Here is a 19,288-nt window from a genome sequence, read left to right on the forward strand (position 1 = left end):
CCGCATTGTCAGCCCCGTCCGCGTTGTCAGCCCCGTCCGCGCTGGGCCCGGTACCGCTCGATCAGCGCCCGGGTCGACGGGTCCGGGGCCGTGCCGGTCGGCTTCTCACCGGTCAGCAGCGGCTCCAGCTGGTTGGCCATCACCTTGCCCAGCTCCACGCCCCACTGGTCGAACGGGTCGATGCCCCAGATCATGCCCTCGGTGAAGGTGATGTGCTCGTACAGCGCGACGAGCTGGCCGAGCGTCGACGGCGTGAGCTTCGGCGCGAGGATCGAGGTGGTCGGGCGGTTGCCCGGCATCACCTTGTGCGGCACGACCTCGCCCGCCACCGGATCGGCCTCGATCTCCTCGGCGGTACGGCCGAACGCCAGCGCCGCGGTCTGGGCGAAGAAGTTCGACATGAACAGGTCGTGCATCCGATCGATGTCGTGGTTGGGCTCGCTGAAGCCGATGAAGTCGGCCGGGACCAGCTTCGTTCCCTGGTGCAGGAGCTGGTAGAAGGCGTGCTGGCCGTTCGTACCCGGCTCACCCCAGAAGATCTCCCCGGTCTGGTAGGTCACCGGGGCTCCGTCGGCGCGCACCGACTTGCCGTTGCTCTCCATCGTGAGCTGTTGCAGGTACGCCGGGAACCGGTGCAGGTACTGCGAGTACGGCAGCACGGCGTGCGTCTGCGCGCCGAGGAAGTCGTTGTACCAGACGTTGAGCAGCCCCATCAGCGCCGGCACGTTCCGCTCGATCGGGGTGGTGCGGAAGTGCTCGTCGACGGCGTGGAACCCGGCCAGCATCTCGCGGAAGCGTTCCGGCCCGATCGCGAGCATGAGCGCCAGGCCGACCGCCGAGTCGTACGAGTACCGCCCGCCGACCCAGTCCCAGAATCCGAACATGTTGGCGGGGTCGATGCCGAAGTCGCGTACCCGCTGCTCGTTGGTGCTGACCGCGACGAAGTGCTTCGCCACCGCGGAGGAGTCGGCGCCGAGCTTGCCCAGCAGCCAGGCCTTCGCCTCTTTCGCGTTGGTGAGCGTCTCCAGGGTGGAGAACGTCTTGGAGGCCACGACGAACAGCGTGGTCTCCGGGTCGAGGTCACGGGTGTTCTCGTACAGGTCGGTGGGGTCGATGTTGGACACGAACCGGCAGGTGATGTCGGTGTCCCGGTACGCCTTGAGCGCCTCGTACGCCATGACCGGCCCGAGGTCGGAGCCACCGATGCCGATGTTCACGACCGTCCTGATCGGCTTGCCGGTGTGCCCGCGCCACTCCCCCGACCGCACCCGCTCGGCGAAGGCGGCCATCCGGTCGAGTACCTCGTGGACGTCGGCGACCACGTCCTGGCCGTCGACGGTGAGGTTCGTGTCGCGGGGTACCCGCAGCGCGGTGTGCAGGACGGCACGGTCCTCACTGGTGTTGATGTGCTCGCCGGAGAACATGGCCGCTATCCGGTCGGTCAGCCCGACCCGGTTGGCGAGCGCGGTCAGCAGCGCGATCGTCTCGTCGGTGACCCGGTTCTTGCTGTAGTCGACGTACAGCTCGGCCACCTGGCCGGTGAGGCGCTCGGCCCGCTGCGGATCCGCGGCGAACAGGTCGCGCAGGTGGATGTCGCGGGTCTTCTCGGCGTGCGCCTGCAGCGCCTGCCATTCGGCGGTGGTGCTGACGTCCGTGCTCATCGGTCTGCTCCCGGCCTGGAAGGATCATTTCCCGACCTCACGGTACCCGGCGCGGGACGGGCAAACCGCACCTGCTCCGGTCATCCGGCCACACGGTCAGGCAGCGCCATCAGGCCGCGCGGTCAGGCGAAGCTGCCGCCGCGCCCGCCGCCCTCGCTGAACCGCGTCGCGCCGGGCGTCGCCTCGGTCTCCAGCGCCGCCCGCCCGTGCTCGTACTCGACCGTGAGGGCGCGCGCCGGGTCGAGCCCGGACGCGTCGTACACCGACGCGCGGTCGTGGCGCAGGCAGATCTGCGGGAACGCGGCGATGGTCGCGGCGAGTTCCTCGGCGGCGGCGCGGGCCGCACCGGTGGGTACGACGCGGGTGGCGAGACCGATGGACAACGCCTCGGTGGCGTCGACCGGGCGCCCGGTGAGGATGAGGTCGAGCGCGCGGCCGAGGCCGACGATCCGGGGCAGCCGGACCGTACCGCCGTCGACCAGCGGCACGCCCCAGCGTCGGCAGAACACGCCGAACGTCGCGTCCTCCTCGACCACCCGCAGGTCGCACCACAGGGCCAGTTCCAGTCCGCCGGCGACGGCGTACCCGCTGACCGCGGCGATGACCGGTTTGCTCAGCCGCATCCGGGTCGGGCCCATCGGGCCGTCGCCGTCCGGCTCGAACCGGTTCGGCTGCCCGGCGGCGATCGCGTGCAGGTCCGCGCCGGCGCAGAAGGTGCCACCGGCGCCCCAGAGTACCGCCACCCGCGCCCGGTCGTCGGCGTCGAATTCCCGGAACGCGTCGGCGAGGGCCTGCGCGGTCGCCCGGTCGACGGCGTTGCGGACGTCCGGACGGTCCAGGATCACCGTCGTGACCGGGCCGGACCGCTCCACGCGTACCGCGCTCACCGGGCCGCCTCCTCGGCGGCCGCGGGGTTCCGACCGCCACCGGCCGGTGGGTCAGCTTCCCGCCGACCGGCACCGGACCGGGTGGCGCCGGACCGGGTGGCGCCGGCGCGAACCATGTCGATCGTCAGCATCCGCTCATCGAATCACGCCACCGCCCGGGCGGGTCCCGGCGGGCCGTTCAAGATCCGCACAGTTCGGCGTAATGCTGTCTCCCGGACATGGGAACCGGTAGTTTCTCGGGCCCACCCGCTGTTGATTTTGAAAAGCCACACCGGCCCGATGCCGATAAATCAACGTCCATCACCGACCCACCGACATTCTCACGATCTAGTAAAAAATGGACCTTACGGATGTTGATATTGCAAATAGTAATCAAGCGACTACTTTTTGAAGTCGAAAGTGTGGCATGTGGCACTTGTGGTCGCCAAGAAACACCATGTCGTATTTAAGCTCACCGGGTGCCATGCAACGCCGAGAATGACAAAGATCAGCAGCCAGCCAATGACCAGCGGCCGGACAGCGATCAGCGGTCAGACAGCGATCAGCGGCCAGACAGCGATCAGCGGCCAGACAGCGATCAGCAGCCAGACAGCGATCAGCAGCCAGGCGACGCGCTCCGCCCCCTCGCGTCCAACGTCGTCCGCCACTCCTCCAGCCTGCTCCGCGCGTCCTACGAGAGACTGCAGTCGTCGCCGGCGCTCCGGTCGTCGTACGGGCGGTTGCAGTCGTCGTACGAGCGGCTGCAGTCGTCGCACGCGCTCCGCTCGTCGTACGAGCGGCTGCAGTCGTCGTCCCACCGCCTCCGGGCGTCGTACGAACAGCTCGAGGCGTCGTACGAACCGCTCCGCCGCACCACCACCGCGCTCCGGCGCTACCGCCGGGGTCGCCATTCCAGCGGGCTGGACCTGCGCCCGCTGGTGGGCGCGGTCGCCGCCGCCGTCGTACTGTCCGGGATCGGTCTCGCGTCGTCGACCGCCGCGACGCCCAACTCGAACGACACCGCCGCCACCGCCGCGCTGGCGGCCGAGTCCGACCGCCTGACGGCCGACGAGCGCGGGAACCGCAGCCACAATCGCGACACCACCCAGCCGTCGGACCAGCAGTCGTCCGGCCACAAGTCGGCCGGACAGCAGCGGAGCGCCCAGAAGCAGAGCGACCAGAAGTCGACGCCCGCGCCGGCGCCGACGAAGAAGGCACCGGTCGCCGGACTCGACGAGATCCAGATGAACAACGCCCAGGCGATCGTCGAGGCCGGCCAGGAGATGAACCTGCCCCGGCGCGCGTACGTGGTCGCGATCGCCACCGCGCTGCAGGAGAGCCAGCTGCGCAACCTCGCCAACCCGGGTGTGCCGCAGTCGCTGAACCTGCCCAACGAGGGTACCGGGCAGGACTACGACTCGGTCGGCCTGTTCCAGCAGCGGGCGAGCATGGGCTGGGGCAGCGTCGACGAGCTGATGACCCCCAAGTCCTCGGCGAAGGCCTTCTACTCCCGGCTGGCCACCATTGCCGGCTGGGAGCAGATGCCCGTCACCGTAGCCGCCCAGACGGTCCAGGGCTCGGCGTTCCCCGATGCGTACGCCAAGCACGAGAGCCGGGCCGAGGAGATCGTCAGCGGCATTCTCCAGTAGACGCGTCGGCGCCGCTCCCCCCTGTCGGCGCCGACGTACCCTGACCGGCGGCCCGCGAATCCATCATGGACTCGCGGGCCGCCGGTCGTATCGTGCCTGCTCCCGCTGATGATGACCGGTGGTCGCGGGCGGCTCCGCCACCGGTGGCAGGACCCGGTCCAGCGGAGGGTCACCGGGCCGGCCGCGGGCCGGGCGCAGGTCCCGGTTGATGAGGTCGGTCCAGCGCGGGTACCCCGGGAACAGCACCGTGTCGCCGTCGCACAGCCGGCGCCCGCCGGTCTCGACGCAGGCCCGGTCGAGCCGCTTGCCCAGGCGCCGCGCCCGCCGCGCCCGCCGCCACCGCGCGAACCATCCCACGACTGCCTCCCTTCCGTACCATGTCGTCGAGGTCCGCGAGATGGCGGCCACCGGCCTGCGACCGCACGGCAGGCAGGCGGTGGTACCCGGCGCGTGATCCGGCGATGGACCGCTGTCGCCGTGGAGCTCAGGTTGCGCGCATCTTCCGTCACCACGATGTGAGAGGGGCGATGAACCGTGCGGACGACGAGCCGGACCGACGACGGCCACTGCGGGCGCTGTCGTGCGGTGTTTCGGCGGGCGTATCTCAGTGATCTCTGCGTGTCCCAGTGATCTCTGTGGATCCTGCACTGTGCCACCGGCACTGCCGCTACTTCCCGGCCCCACGGCTTTTACACCCCGGTCGGCGACCGCCGCTCAGCGACCGCCGACCGGGGACCAGCGACCGGCGACCTTCCACGATCATGGCAGTCCCACCCATCGGCCTCCGTCAACCCGTTGACACGTTCGCCATTGATCCTTAACGTCGTGTCGAAGCGCTTCGACCAGCGTTCTCGCGCGAGGAGACGAGCCGTGTTGAGAGTTCGCAGAGCCGCCGTGTCCCGACTTCGCACGGCCGTCGCCGCCGCGGCGGTGGTCGCCCTGTCCCCGATGTTCGTCGCGTGCGGGAGCTCCGGTTCCAGCGAGGACGGCAAGGTCCTGAAGCTGTGGCACTACGAGGGTGCCAACAGTGCGATGGGCACCGCCTGGAACAAGGCGATCGAGAAGTTCAAGACCAGCCACCCCGGCGTGAAGGTTCAGTTCGAGGAGAAGGGCTTCGAGCAGATCCGACAGAGCGCCAACATGATCCTCAACTCCGGCGAGGCGCCCGACGTCATGGAGTACAACAAGGGCAACGCCAGCGCCGGCCTGCTGTCCAAGCAGGGCCTGCTCACCGACCTCACCGCGGAGGTGGGCAAGCGGGGCTGGGACAGTAAGCTCAGCGCCGGCCTGCAGACCACGGCCCGGTACGACGCCAAGGGAGTGATGGGCGGCGGCAAGTGGTACGGCGTGCCCAACTACGGCGAGTACGTCATGGTCTATTACAACGCCGACCTGTTCGCCAAGCACAACGTGCAGGTGCCCACCACCCTGGCCGAGTTCGAGTCCGCGATGGACACCTTCGCGAAGGCCGGCGTCACGCCGCTGTCGGTCGGTGGCGCGGAGTATCCGGCGCAGCAGATCCTGTACCTGCTCGCGCTGTCGAAGGCGCAGCGTTCCTTTGTGGACGACTATCAGCTCTACAAGCACCCCGTCGACTTCCACGGTCCGGAGTTCACGTACGCGGCGAACACGTTCGCCGACTGGGTGAAGAAGGGCTACATCGGCAAGGACTCCGCCGGCATCAAGGCCGAGGACATGGGGCAGGCGTTCGAGCAGGGCCGGTACCCGATCGTCATCTCGGGTAGCTGGTGGTTCGGCCGGTTCGCCAGTGAGATCAAGAACTTCACGTGGGGCACGTTCCTGTTCCCGGGCACGAAACTGCACCCCGGTTCGAGCGGCAACCTGTGGGTGGTGCCCCGCAACGCCAAGAACAAGAGCCTGGCGTACGACTTCATCGACATCACCATGCAGCCGGAGATCCAGAACCTGCTCGGCAACTCGGGCGGCATCCCGGTCGCGGCCGACCCTGCGGCGATCACCGACCCGAAGAGCAAGGAACTGATCGAGAACTTCAACGCGGTCACGAAGAACGACGGGATCGCGTTCTACCCGGACTGGCCGGCGCCCGGCTACTACGACGTCCTGGTGGCGGGGGTGCAAAAGCTGATCAACGGCTCGGCGGGTCCGGACAAGGTGCTCGACGAGCTGGCCGGGCCGTACCGCGACAACCTCGCCAACGTCGGCAAGTGACCACCCTCCGACAGGCGACCCGAACACACCGCCGCGCCGGGTACGGGATCTTCCTGCTCCCCGGCGCGGCCCTCGGCCTCGTCGTGGTCGTCGTGCCGGTGCTGGCCACCGTCGCGACCAGCTTCACCGACTGGACCGGGGTCGGCACCCCGACCTGGGTCGGGCTGCGCAACTACACCCGGCTGCTGCGCGACGCCAACTTCTGGGCGTCGTTCGAGCACATCGTCGCGCTGGTCGTCGCGATGGCGGTGATACCGACCGTGCTGGGCCTGGTGCTCGCCGCGGTGCTCTTCGACTACGTGCTCCCCCGGTTCGGCGCGCGTGCCGCGAGCGCGCTGCGGGCCGGCTTCTACCTGCCACAGGTCCTTCCGGTGGCGGTCACCGGCATCGTCTGGGGGTGGATCCTGCACCCGGGCTACGGGGCACTGAACGCGATCCTGACGTCGGCGGGGCTGGACGCCCTGGCCCGCAACTGGCTCGGCGACCCGGCGTACGCGCTGTACAGCATCATGGCGATCATGGTCTGGGTGCAGATCGGCTACCCGGTCGTGATGTTCATGTCCGGGTTGCAGCGCATCGACCCGGAGCTGTACGAGGCGGCCGACCTCGACGGCGCCGGCTGGTGGCAGCGGTTCGTCCGGATCGCGGTGCCCCAGATCCGCCCGGAGATCTACGTCGTGCTGGTCACCACCACGATCGCCGCGCTGAAGATCTTCGGTCAGGTCTTCGTGCTCACCCGGGGCGGCCCCGGCAACGCGACGCTGGTGCCGAGCTACTTCGCGTACCAGAACTTCTTCGAACGCGCGAACGTCGGCTACGGCTCGGCGATCTCGACCGTGCTGGTGGTGCTGATCGTGGCGCTGACCTTCGTCTTCCTGCGGGTGCAGACCCGCGGCGGGGAGGCCTGAGTGGCCGGACGCAGCTCGGTGGGGCGGCGGCGCACTCCCGCGCAGTACGGCGTGCTGGTCGGCCTGAGCGCCCTCGTGCTGCTGGTCCTCGCCCCGATGGCCCTGGTGGCGATGAACGCGGTGAAGACCCCGGCCGAGTACGCCGGGCACGGGCCGCTGGCCCTGCCCGGCTCCGTGCACCTGGGTGGCATCGTCGACTTCTGGCACCGGGTCGACTTCGGCCGCAAGCTGCTCAACAGCCTCGTCGTCAGCCTGACCGTCGCGGTCGCCGCCGTGGTCGTCTCGGTACTCAACGCGTACGCCCTCGGCATCGGCCGGGTCCGTGGCCGGACCTGGTTCCTGGTCGCCTTCCTGGTGGCCAACCTGGTGCCGCAGGAGGGACTGGTCTACCCGCTGTACTACCTGTCCAAGCTGGTCAACCTGTACGACAGCCAGCTCGCCGTGATCATCATCTTCACCGCGATCCAGAGCGCGTTCGGCACCTACCTGCTGTCGGGGGTGTACGCCGGCTTCCCCGCCGAACTGCTCGACGCCGCGGCGGTCGACGGCGCCGGCCGGTGGCGGACACTGTGGCGGATCGTCGTACCGGTCAGCCGGCCCACGCTGGCCGTGCTGTTCACGTTCTTCTTCATCTGGACCTGGAACGAGTTCCTGCTGCCCCTGGTCTTCCTGGTCTCCAACGACCAGCAGACCGTCCCGGTGGCCCTCGGCGTCCTCCAGGGCCAGATGTTCATGGACGCGACCACCACCAGCGCCTCGGCGCTGCTGGGCATCCTGCCCGCGGTCGTGTTCTTCCTGCTCTTCCAGCGCACCCTCACCCGAGGGGTCACCGCGGGCGCCGTCAAGTGAGCGAGGGCGGATGAAGTTCAGCGACGGGTACTGGATGATGCGCGACGGCGTCCGGCCGCGCTACCCGGCACACGTACGCGACGTGTCGGTCGGCCCCGACTCGCTGACCGTGTACGCGCCGACCCGCCGCATCGCCCACCGCGGGGACACCCTCAACACCCCGCTCATCGAGGTCACCTGCACCTCGCCGATGCCCGGCGTGATCGGGGTGCGGATCAGCCGCTGGCGGGGCGGCCCCGCGCCGGGGCCGGAGTTCCGGCTCACCGCCGACCCCACCTGCGCGCCCCTGGTGACCCGCGACGACGACGCCGTCACGTTCACCTCGGGGACGTTGAGCGCACGGTTCCGCCTCGGCGAGGAGTGGTCGATGGACTTCCTCGCCGAGGGTGCTCGCCTCACCGGCAGCGGCGCCAGGGCGATGGCCGCGATCGAGGTCGACGGCGGCGGCCACCACATCCGCGAGCAGCTCGACCTCGGCGTAGCCCAGCACGTGTACGGCCTCGGCGAGCGGTTCGGCCCGCTGGTCAAGAACGGCCAGACCGTCGACATCTGGAACGCCGACGGTGGCACCAGCAGCGAGCAGGCGTACAAGAACGTGCCGTTCTACCTCACCGACGCCGGCTACGGGGTCTTCGTCAACCACCCCGGCGCGGTGTCGTTCGAGGTGGCCTCCGAGCACGTCTCCCGGGTGCAGTTCAGCGTGCCCGGCCAGGAGCTTTCGTACTTCGTCATCCACGGGCCGACCCCGCGGGAGATCCTGCACCGGTACACGGCGCTGACCGGCCGGCCCGCGCTGCCGCCGGCCTGGTCGTTCGGGCTGTGGCTGTCGACGTCGTTCACCACCTCGTACGACGAGCAGACGGTGTCCGGCTTCGTCGACGGGATGGCCGAGCGCGGCATCCCGCTGTCGGTGTTCCACTTCGACTGCTTCTGGATGCGCGAGTTCCACTGGTGCGACTTCGAGTGGGACCCGGAGACCTTCGGAGACCCGGCCGGGATGCTCGCCCGGCTGAAGGCGAAGGGGCTGCGTATCTGCGTCTGGCTCAACCCGTACATCGCGCAGCGGTCGGCGCTGTTCGACGAGGGGATGGCGGCCGGGTACCTGCTCCGCCGGCCGGACGGCGGCGTCTGGCAGACCGACGACTGGCAGGCCGGCATGGCGCTGGTCGACTTCACCGACCCGGCGGCCCGCGAGTGGTACGCCGGGAAGCTGCGCGCCCTGCTCGACGTCGGGGTGGACTGCTTCAAGTCCGACTTCGGCGAGCGCATCCCGACCGACGTGGTGTACGCCGACGGCTCCGACCCGCACCGGATGCACAACTACTACAGCTACCTGTACAACGAAACCGTCTTCGAGGTGCTGCGCGAGCGGTACGGCGACGGCGGCGCGGTGCTGTTCGCCCGGTCGGCGACGGCCGGGTCGCAGCGGTTCCCGGTGCACTGGGGCGGCGACAGCGAGTCGACGTTCGCGTCGATGGCCGAGAGCCTGCGCGGTGGGCTGTCGCTGGCGATGTCCGGCTTCGGGTTCTGGAGCCACGACATCGGCGGCTTCGAGGGCACACCGGACCCGGCGGTGTTCACACGGTGGCTGCCGTTCGGGCTGCTGTCGTCGCACAGCCGGCTGCACGGCAACCAGTCCTACCGGGTGCCGTGGCTGTTCGGCGACGACGCCGTCGCCATCCTGCGCGAGTACACCCGGCTGAAGGCGCGGCTGATGCCGTACCTGTACGCGGCGGCGCTGGCCGCGCACCGCGACGGGACGCCGGTGATGCGCCCCATGGCGTTCGACTTCGTCGACGACCCCGCCTGCGCGTACCTGGACCGGCAGTACATGCTCGGCGACGACCTGCTGGTCGCGCCGGTGTTCTCGGCCGACGGCGACACCTCGTTCTACGTACCGGCGGGCGACTGGACCGACCTGCGCACCGGCGAGGTGTTCACCGGCCCGGCCTGGTTCCGGCGTCGGTACGGCTTCGGCGACCTGCCGCTGCTGGCCCGGCCCGGCGCGGTCATCCCGTTCGGCGTGCGCGACGACGGCCCGGAGTACCCGTACGCCGACGGCGTGACCCTGCGCGTGTACCGGCCGCGCGACGGCCAGCGCACCACGGTGACCGTGCCGGACCCGACCGGCGCGGTGGCCGCGACGTTCACGGTGGTACGCGACGGGTCGACGGTCGTGGCCGAACGGACCGCCGTCGGACCGGCCGCCCCGCCGGCAGCCTGGCGTGTCCTGCTGGTCGGCGAGCACGGCGAGGCCACGGTGACCGGTGGCCGGGTGGTCCCCGGCGGTGACGGCGTACTGGTCGAGATGGACGCGCCGGCGCAGCGGTGCGCCGTCCGTCTCGGGTCCGCGCCGGGCGCAGCGGTGAGGCCGTCACAGAAGTAGCGGTGCGGCCGTAACAGAACCGGCGGAACGAACCACGCGGCGGACTCCCGGCAGGGACAGGCGCGTGCACCGGGGGGATCCGTCCACAAACGTCCGTCGGTGAGTGCCCCGCCGGCAGACGCACCATGTGCACGCGTGCGCCGATAGATGGCTCGGCCGTCCCGCACCGGGTCTACAAAGGATCAGGGCAACCTCCGCCGGTGGGACCCGGAGGGACGACGATCGTGGCGGCGGACGGAGCCGAGCGTCGGTCGATGACCGCCCGAAAGGCCGACAAGCTCTCAGGTTTAACGCACATCCATGTGGCTATAGCGCTTCCGGCACACGCGGCCCGATCCCGAACGGGCCGCGCTCTTCGCTGTTGTGCCGCGGTCTCGCACTACTCAGGCACCCGGTCAACCGCCACGACGGGACAGGCGTACGGCGGCTGCCACGAGCGGCGGGCGAGCACGCTCGCTGCCCGGCCGCCGGTCGGCGCCCGCACCGGTGGCGACGTGACGCGCGGTGATGGCTGAGCCGGGCGAGTACGGCACGGGGACGTGGATGACGAGTGAACGGAATGGACCAACGACACATGTCTTTCAGGGAACTGGTACGTGTGCGAAGACGGAGCCGGCTCGCGGGTCACGCGCAGACCACCACGGAGCCCGCATCACCACCGCGTGACGATCCCCGTCCGGACGGTCCCCACGACGACGGTCACGGCGCGAATCACCCCCTTACCCGCCAATCTGCCCTTTACGTCAGGAGTAGGGCCAGATACGAACGGCTCGATACCGAACCGTCCGGTACCGAACCCCCGAATACCGGACCATCCGGTGCTGAACCCCCGGGTACCGGACCAGCCGGCACCCGGCGCCTGCATCACGTGTTCGAAGCCGCGTGCGACCGCAACGCCGACGGCGTGGCGCTGGAGTGCGGCGACGAGCGGTTGACCTACCGCGACCTGGACGTGCGCGCCAACCGCCTGGCCCATCTCCTGCGCGACCTCGGCATCTCCCGCGGCGCCCGGGTGGCGATCCTGCTGCAACGCTCGGTCGAGACCTACGTCGCGCTGCTGGCCGTGGGGAAAGCGGGCGCGGCGTTCGTGCCGATCGACCCCGAGTCCCCACCGGACCGGGTCGCCTACATCGCCGAGGACGCCGACGTCGCACTGCTGCTGACATCGTCGGACCTCGCCGACCGGGCGGACGGTCTGGGCCGTCGGGTGCTGGCGGTCGACGGGTGCGCCGCCGCGCTGGCCGCACGCCCTTCCGACCGGCCGGCACCCGACCACGGCGGCGCCGGGGACGGCGACCCCACGGCGTACGTGATCTACACCTCGGGGTCCAGCGGCCGGCCCAAGGGCGTCGAGGTGGCGCAGTCGAGCATCTGCAACTTCCTCGACGTGGTGCCCGGCGTGTACGACGTCCGCCCGGACGACCGGGTGTACCAGGGGATGACGATCGCGTTCGACTTCTCGATCGAGGAGATCTGGCCGACCTGGTCGGTCGGCGCGACGCTGGTGTCCGGTCCGACCGACTCGCGCCGCCTCGGCGCGGAACTGGCGGACTTCCTCGACGCGGGCGGCATCACGGTGTTCTACTGCGTGCCCACGCTGCTGGCCACGATTCCGCGGGACCTGCCCCGCATCCGCAACCTGCTGGTCGGCGGGGAGGCCTGCCCGGGACAACTGGTCGAGCGGTGGAGCCGGCCCGGCCGGCGGATCCTCAACACGTACGGGCCGACGGAGGCCACCGTCACGGCGACCTGGTGCGAGCTGCGGCCGGGGCGCCCGGTCACGATCGGCCGGCCCCTGCCGACGTACTCGGTCGTGCTCCTCGACGAGCAGCGGCAGCCCGTCGGCGACGGCGAGGTCGGCGAGATCTGCATCGGTGGGCCGGGGGTGGCACGCGGTTACGTCGGCCGCCCCGACCTGACCGCGGACCGGTTCGTCGAACACCCGTTGGCTCCGCCGGGTAGCCGGCTGTACCGCACCGGGGACCTGGGCCGGTACACCGACGACGGCGAGATCGAGTACCTCGGGCGGGCGGACGCCGAGGTCAAGATCCGAGGACACCGGGTCGACCTCGGCGAGATCGAGAGCGTCTTCCTCGAAGACCCCGAGGTCGCCGAGGCCGTCGCGGCGCTGATGCCGACCTCGGACGCCCCCGACGCCCCCCGCGAGCTGGCCGCCTACGTGGTCCGCCCGGCCCACGGCGCGGACACCCGCCCCGAGACCGGTACCGACCTGGACACCGACGACGGCCTAGCCGCCGACGACGACCTGGTCCGGCGGTTGTTCCAGTCCGTGCAGACCCGGCTGCCCGGCTACATGGTGCCGTCCTTCCTCGACATCGTCACCGCCCTGCCGACGATGCCGAGCGGGAAGGTCGACCGCAGGCGCCTGCCCGCGCCGGTCCACCGCCGGCCCTCGGCCGCCGGTGGCCCCGTCGTCGCCGCGCACGGCGAACTGGAGGAGCAGGTACGCGCGGCGTGGGCGGAGGCGTTCGGCATGGAGCCCGCGTCGCTGTCGGTCGAAGCGAACTTCTTCACCGACCTGGGTGGGCATTCCCTGCTCGCGGCGACGGTGGTCTCGCTGCTGCGGGTACGCGGCATCGGCGCCAACCCGGCGCTGCGCGACCTCTACGACCACCCGACGGTCCGCGGCATGGCCACGCACCTCGGCACGGCGGCCCGGCACAGCGGCCCGGCCGCACCGCCCCGACCCGCGCCGCTGCGCCACTCCCGCGGGCGGATCGCGGCCGCCGGGTTCGGCCAGGCGGTGGCGATCTACCTGTTGCTGCTGGCCGTCACGCTGCCGGTCTCCTATGTGTACACCTGGAACAACGGTTACGTGTCGGTCGCCGTGCTGGTCCAACTCATGATCGCGATTCTGGTCAGCTACCTCGGCGTACGGTGGCTGCTGCCGGTGCTGCTCGCCCGGCCGCTGGCCGCGGGTATCCGCCCCGGCCGGTACCGGCTGTGGGGGCTGACGTACGTCCGGTTGTGGGCACTGAACATGCTGCTGGCGGTCGGGCCGCTACCGGTCTTGAGCGGCTCCCCGCTGATGGCGGCCTACCTGCGGCTGCTCGGCGCCCGGACCGGCCGCCGCACCACCATCGCGACCAGCTCGATCAGCCTGCCCACCCTGGTCGAGATCGGAACGGACGCCGCGATCGGGTACGGCGTGTCACTGCGGCCGTGGCGCGTCGAGGACGGCTGGGTGACCGTCGCCCCGATCACGGTGGGGCCGGGCGCCTTCGTCGGGGCGAACGCGGTGCTCGAACCCGGCGCGACGGTCGGTGCCGGCGCCGGCCTCGGCGAGCAGTCCGTGCTCGGCGAAGGTGAGACCGTCCCACCCGGAGCACGCTGGTCCGGTTCGCCGCCGACCCCAGCCGACGCGCTCGCGCCCACCGTGGAGGCCATGCTCGGGTCCGGCGAACCGGTCCGCGGGTGGCGCCTGCGCCACCTCGCCGCGGCCGCGGCCGGCCTGGTCGGTCTGGAGTTCGCCGCCATCGCGATGATCCTGCCCAGCGTGGCGCTCGTCTGGTGGGCGCTGCTCACCTGGGGCGTGCTCGCCGGTCTGGTCGCGACGCTGCCCGCCGGCCCGGTGTACGTGCTCACCGTCTGCGCGGTGGTGGCCGCCGGCAAGCGGATCGTGCTGCCGCACGTACCGGTGGGCGTCCATCCGGTGCGTTCCGGGCTGGGCGTGCGCAAGTGGATCGCGGACAAGCTGCTCGAGTTCAGCCTGATGTTCACCAACTCGCTGTACGCGACCCTCTACACCGTTGTGTGGCTGCGGATGCTCGGCGCCCGGGTAGGACGCGGCGCCGAGGTGTCCACCGCCGCGCACATCGATCCGGACCTGCTCACCCTGGGCCCGGAGAGCTTCGTGGCGGACATGGCCAGCATCGGTGCCGCCACGTTCGCGGGCGGCCGGATGGCGTTCCTGCCCACCACGGTGGGCAGCCGGGCGTTCGTCGGCAACGCCGCCTTCGTGCCGGCCGGTACCGAGCTGGGCGACGAGTCCCTGGTCGGCGTGAGCACCGTGCCACCCAGCGGCGGGGTGCCCGAGGGCACGTCCTGGCTGGGCTCCCCCGCGATGCACCTGCCGTTGCGCCAGAGCAGCGGCGACTTCTCCGAGGACCTGACCTTCCGGCCGCCCCGGAGGGTGGTCGCCCACCGGCTGGCCGTCGAGTTCTTCCGGGCCACCCTGCCCGCCTCGCTCCTGGGCGCCAGCTTCTACCTCTACCTGCTCGCCCTGTCCGAACTCGCGTACGGACGGGACCTGCCCATCCCGGCGCTGGTCTCGCCGCTGGTCGTGATCGCGTCCGGCGTCGTGGTGATCGCCTGCTGCGCGGCGATCAAGCACAACGTCGTCGGCACCTACACGCCACGGGTCGAGCCACTGTGGAGCCCGTACGTGCGCCGCACCGAGTTCGTCACCGGCATCTACGAGGCCGCCGCGGTCCCGGCCGGGGTCGGCCTGCTCGTCGGTACCCCGTTCCTGCCGCCGGTGCTGCGCTGGTTCGGCGTCCGCATCGGCCGGCGCACCTGGATCGGTACCACCTACCTCACCGAGTTCGACCTGGTCGAGATCGGCGACGACGCGTCGGTGGGCCCCGACGTGTCGCTGCAGACCCACCTGTTCGAAGACCGGGTGATGAAGATGTCGAAGGTCACCATCGGCACCGGCGCCGCCATCGGGACCCGCGCGATCGTGCTGTACGACGCGGTCGTCGGCGACGACGTCTCACTCGGCTCGCTCTCGCTGCTGATGAAGGGCGAGCACCTCACGCCGGGCAGCCGATGGCGCGGGATCCCCGCCCAGGGCGTGAGCACCTACGACGCCGCCGAGGAGCTGGCTGCCTGATGCCCGTCCACCCCCGTGTCGGCCGCGGTGCGCGCCGACGAAGTCCGATGCCGTCCGGTCCAGGGATTCCACACACCGATGGAGGGAACTTACGGTGAACAGCGAACTGCTGGTGTCCGACGCCGCCCACTTCCGGGTCGACTACGAGATCAACCCGTACATGCACACCGAGGTGCAGCCGGACCCGGTGGCGGCGGTCGCCGAGCACGAGGCGATCGTGGCGGCACACCTCGCGGCGGGCCGTCGCGTCGAGTACCTGCCCTCCGCGCCGGAGTGCCCGGACATGGTCTTCACCGCCAACGCCGCCGTGGTCCGCGGTGACCGGGCCGTACTGGGCAGCCCGCCGCCCGAGCGGAAGGCGGAGTTGCCGTACGTCCAGGACTGGCTGATCGACCGCGGTTTCGACATCGTCGAAGCGCCCTACCCCTTCAGCGGGCAGGGCGACGCCCTGGCGTTCGGCGACCTGCTGCTGGCCGGGTACGGCCAGCGCACCGACCGGCGGATGCACGCGGTACTGGCCCGCGAACTCGGCTACGAGGTGGTGCCGCTGCGTACGGTGAGCCCGCGCTGGTACGACCTCGACCTGGCCGTCGCGGTCATCGCCAACCCGCACACCCTCGCCTACTGCCCGCAGGCCCTCGACGCGCCCAGCCGGCGGCGCCTGCGCGGGCTCGGGCTGGACCTGATCGAGGTCTCCGCCGACGAGGCCGCACGGTTCGCGCTCAACCTGGTCAGCGACGGCACCACGGTGACCATGACGCAGGGTGCGCCGCGACTGGCCGCCGAGCTGCGCGACCGTGGCCTGCGGGTGGTCGAACTCGACACGACCGAACTGGCCAAGGGCGGCGGCGGGGTCCGCTGCACCGCCCTGACCCTCGACAACCCGCTCCCCGGGAGGCCGTCGTGATGTTCCGGAAGTCGGTCGGGATGTTCACCGCCCGCCGGGCACTCGCCGCGTGCGGCCTGCCCGTCCCGTCGAACGACCGGCGGCGGAGGGAGTCGCCGGTGGCGCTGGTGTACCGGGGACCGGCGTCGCTGCCCGGTTGCCCGGAGGCGGTGGCGGCGCTGCTGAAATCCAGCCGCTGGGGCTTCGACATCCGCTACGTCGGCCCGGACGAGGACGTACCGCTGTCCGAGCGGTCCCTGGCCGGCGCCGCGCTGTACGTCCAGCCGGGCGGCGGCACGCTCGCGCACGGCTTCCGCCACCTGCGCCAGCACCGCGCCGCGATCCGGGACTTCGTCGCCTCCGGCGGGCGGTACCTGGGTTTCTGCCTGGGCGGCTACCTGGCCGGCGCCACCCCCGGCTTCGGCCTGCTGCCCGGGGACACCGACCAGTACATCACCTCGGCCGGCGCCACCGTGCGCTCGGACGGCAACAGCCTGGTCGACGTCTGGTCGCGGGGCCGGCGGCTGACGCTGTTCTTCCAGGACGGCCCGTACTTCTGGGTCCGTTCCGGCGCGGACGTGACCGTCACGGCCACCTACCCCAACGGGACGATCGCCGCCCTGGTCGCCGGGTTCGGGACGGGTCGGGTCGGCGTCGTCGGGCCGCATCCCGAGGCCACCGACGACTGGTACCTCGACGCCGGGCTGGCCGTCCCGGACGGCGCCGGCACCGACCTCGGTCTCGACCTGGTGGACGCGGTGATGAAGCAATGACACCGACGACGCACTCGCCACCGGCGGGCGCGGCCCCGGTCAAGCGGCGACTGGTGGGGGTGGACGCCGTCCGGGGCGTGGCACTGCTGGGAATGATGGCGGTGCACTCGCTGTACGACACCACCGCGAACGGGCGTCCGTCGTGGTCGTTCTGGCTCTTCGGCGGGCGGGCCGCGGCGACGTTCGCGGTGCTGGCCGGGGTCGGTGTCGCGTTCATGACCGGACGCCGGCGGGTCCGGTTCGCCGACGGCAGGGGTACGGTGGCCGCCCTGGTCACCCGGGCGCTGGCTATCGGCGCGATCGGGTTGGCGCTGGGCGCCACCGACGCGTCGATAGCGGCGGTGATCCTGCCGTACTACGCGGTGATGTTCGTCCTGGTGATCCCGCTGGTGTTCCTGCCGACCCGGACGCTCGCGGTGACCGGGGCGCTCCTCGCCACCGGGGTTCCCGCACTCACCCACACGCTGCTGCCGCACCTGCCGGTCCCGGACGAGCTCAATCCGGGGGTCGCCGACCTCGCCCACCCGGCCGGGCTGCTCAGCGAACTGGCGATCACGGGCGAGTACCCGGCGCTGCCGTGGATGACCTACCTGTGCGCCGGCCTGATCGTCGGGCGGCTCACCCTGACCCGGCTGCGGGTGGCGATCGGGCTGCTCGGCACCGGGGTCGTGCTCGCCGTCGGGGCCACGGTCGCGTCGTCGATCCTGCTGCACCGGTTCGGCGGCCTGGCGCACATCTGGGCCGCGCAGCCGCGCAGCGTGCTGACCGTGCCGGAGACCACCGAACTGCTCACCCTCGGCGGCGACGGCACCACCCCGACCTCCACCTGGTGGTGGCTCGCGACCAACGCCCCGCACACCAGTACCCCGCTCGACCTCGTGGGTACGACCGGCACGGCCCTGGCGCTGCTCGGGTTCATGCTGCTCGCCAGCCACGTCCCGGTACCGGCGCTGCGTCGGCTGGTCACCGCCGTGCAGGCGCCGCTGGCGGCGGCCGGCAGCATGACCCTGACCTTCTACTGCGTGCACATCGTCTTCATCAACTCCGAGTACGACTACTACGAAGCCACCACCGGCTTCCTCGTACAGGTCGTCGCGGTGCTGCTGCTCGGGCTCGGCTGGCGCGCCACCATGGGCCGCGGTCCGCTGGAGGCGTTCGTCACCGCTCTGGCCCGCCGGGCCCGCCGTTGGGCGACCTCGCCGCAGCCGCGACCGTCGCGCCGGCCCCTGCCCGCCGCGCGACAGCCCACCGCGGGAGAGACCACCGTGGCGTACGCGTCCCTGTGGGACCTGCTGAGCCCCGGGGACGGCGCTCGGGGCGGCGACCCGGCGACCGGCGCACCCGTCGCCCGGCCCGGCCGGGCGCGGGGGATCAGGGTGTACCGCACGATGCGGAAGGGTCCGCGCGGGCGCCATGCCAGACTCCGGCACGCCCGCCCGGAGCGCTCGGTCAACGGCAACCGGAGGCGGGAGTGATGGATCGCAGACGTGTACTGATCGGTGTGGGGGCCGCCGGTGTCCTGGCCGGACTGGGGTGGCTCGGGGTGTCCGCCGTCAACTCCAGGGACCGGCCGCTGGCCCTGGTGTACCGGGGTCCGGCCTCGTGCAACGGCTGCGCGGAGGCGGTCGCCGCCCTGCTGCACAGCTCGCCGACCGGGTTCCGTACCGAGTTCTGCGGCCCACACGAGGAGCGGGACATCTCGCCGGGCACGCTGGCCGAGGCCAGGATCTATGCCCAGCCCGGCGGCGGCAGCGTGGAGTCGGGCTGGCGCCGGATGCGCCGGTACGCCGACGACATCCGCGACTTCGTCCGGGGCGGCGGACACTACCTGGGGTTCTGCCTGGGTGCGTACCTGGCCGGCGCCACCCCCGGCTTCGCGCTGCTGCCCGGCGACGTCGACCAGTACATCAGCTCCCCCGGCGCCAGCGTGCACGACGAGGACGACACCGTCGTCGGCGTGCGGTGGCGCGGGCGTGCGCGGCAGATGTACTTCCAGGACGGACCGACGTTCCGGCTCCGGCCCGGCGCGCCGGCGACCGTGCTGGCCACCTACGACAACGGCACGCCCGCGGCCGTCGTCGCCACCTACGGCAGCGGGCGGGTCGGCGTCGTGGGCCCGCACCCCGAGGCCGACCGGTCCTGGTACACCAGCGCCGGTCTGCCGAGCCCCGGCAGTATCCGCTTCGACCTCGGCTACGACCTGATCGATAGCACCGTCCACGGGCAACCGCCGCCGCGGGCGAGCTGAGCGGAGCGACCACCGGC

General features: G+C 71.3%; 13 protein-coding genes. 10 read left to right on the forward strand and 3 right to left on the reverse strand.

Annotated features, from left to right (window positions below):
- Positions 1–26: 26 nt before the first annotated feature.
- Both pgi and ACNTMW_RS15075 read right to left on the reverse strand, forming a co-directional pair.
- Complete coding sequence (gene pgi, locus ACNTMW_RS15070; RefSeq protein WP_426634169.1) at positions 27–1,661, reverse strand: glucose-6-phosphate isomerase; 1,635 nt, start codon at positions 1,659–1,661, stop codon at positions 27–29.
- A 122-nt stretch (positions 1,662–1,783) separates the two neighbouring features.
- Entirely contained in the window at positions 1,784–2,548 is a 765-nt protein-coding gene (locus ACNTMW_RS15075; RefSeq protein ID WP_426634171.1) for a crotonase/enoyl-CoA hydratase family protein, read from the reverse strand.
- Positions 2,549–3,267: 719 nt separating this feature from the next.
- Between ACNTMW_RS15075 and ACNTMW_RS15080 the strand changes: the two genes are divergently transcribed.
- Positions 3,268–4,176: a hypothetical protein gene (locus ACNTMW_RS15080; protein WP_426634172.1), complete on the forward strand. Its 909-nt coding sequence runs from the start codon at positions 3,268–3,270 to the stop codon at positions 4,174–4,176.
- 63 nt (positions 4,177–4,239) lie between these two features.
- Here the strand turns inward: ACNTMW_RS15080 and ACNTMW_RS15085 are convergent, their stop codons facing one another.
- On the reverse strand, positions 4,240–4,533 hold the full coding sequence (locus tag ACNTMW_RS15085; RefSeq protein WP_426634173.1) for a hypothetical protein: 294 nt from the start codon (positions 4,531–4,533) through the stop codon (positions 4,240–4,242).
- A 537-nt stretch (positions 4,534–5,070) separates the two neighbouring features.
- Between ACNTMW_RS15085 and ACNTMW_RS15090 the strand changes: the two genes are divergently transcribed.
- From ACNTMW_RS15090 to ACNTMW_RS15130, 9 genes are all read left to right on the forward strand, one after another.
- The gene (locus ACNTMW_RS15090; RefSeq protein ID WP_426634174.1) at positions 5,071–6,366 is read left to right on the forward strand and encodes an ABC transporter substrate-binding protein; all 1,296 of its coding nucleotides are present in this window, start codon (positions 5,071–5,073) and stop codon (positions 6,364–6,366) included.
- A complete protein-coding gene (locus tag ACNTMW_RS15095; RefSeq protein WP_426634175.1) occupies positions 6,363–7,274 on the forward strand; it encodes a carbohydrate ABC transporter permease in 912 nt (303 codons plus the stop codon). Before ACNTMW_RS15090 ends, ACNTMW_RS15095 begins: the two co-directional genes overlap by 4 nt.
- Complete coding sequence (locus ACNTMW_RS15100) at positions 7,275–8,123, forward strand: carbohydrate ABC transporter permease (protein ID WP_426634176.1); 849 nt, start codon at positions 7,275–7,277, stop codon at positions 8,121–8,123. It abuts the gene before it with no gap.
- Positions 8,124–8,133: 10 nt separating this feature from the next.
- The gene (gene yicI, locus ACNTMW_RS15105; RefSeq protein WP_426634177.1) at positions 8,134–10,509 is read left to right on the forward strand and encodes an alpha-xylosidase; all 2,376 of its coding nucleotides are present in this window, start codon (positions 8,134–8,136) and stop codon (positions 10,507–10,509) included.
- A gap of 868 nt (positions 10,510–11,377) precedes the next feature.
- Positions 11,378–15,364: a Pls/PosA family non-ribosomal peptide synthetase gene (locus ACNTMW_RS15110; RefSeq protein WP_426634178.1), complete on the forward strand. Its 3,987-nt coding sequence runs from the start codon at positions 11,378–11,380 to the stop codon at positions 15,362–15,364.
- 94 nt (positions 15,365–15,458) lie between these two features.
- A complete protein-coding gene (locus ACNTMW_RS15115; protein WP_426634179.1) occupies positions 15,459–16,271 on the forward strand; it encodes a dimethylarginine dimethylaminohydrolase family protein in 813 nt (270 codons plus the stop codon).
- Positions 16,271–17,023 carry a BPL-N domain-containing protein gene (locus tag ACNTMW_RS15120; protein WP_426634202.1) on the forward strand — a complete coding sequence of 251 codons (753 nt, stop codon included), beginning with the start codon at positions 16,271–16,273 and terminating at the stop codon, positions 17,021–17,023. The genes ACNTMW_RS15115 and ACNTMW_RS15120 overlap by 1 nt, the downstream gene beginning before the upstream one ends.
- On the forward strand, positions 17,020–18,498 hold the full coding sequence (locus ACNTMW_RS15125) for a heparan-alpha-glucosaminide N-acetyltransferase domain-containing protein (protein WP_426634180.1): 1,479 nt from the start codon (positions 17,020–17,022) through the stop codon (positions 18,496–18,498). Before ACNTMW_RS15120 ends, ACNTMW_RS15125 begins: the two co-directional genes overlap by 4 nt.
- Positions 18,498–19,271 (forward strand): BPL-N domain-containing protein, encoded by a 774-nt coding sequence (locus tag ACNTMW_RS15130; protein ID WP_426634181.1) that lies wholly within the window; start codon positions 18,498–18,500, stop codon positions 19,269–19,271. The genes ACNTMW_RS15125 and ACNTMW_RS15130 overlap by 1 nt, the downstream gene beginning before the upstream one ends.
- Positions 19,272–19,288 lie beyond the last annotated feature (17 nt).

Origin of the sequence: Planosporangium spinosum, assembly GCF_049999945.1 — a bacterium.
Taxonomy (GTDB): Bacteria; Actinomycetota; Actinomycetes; order Mycobacteriales; family Micromonosporaceae; genus Planosporangium; species Planosporangium spinosum.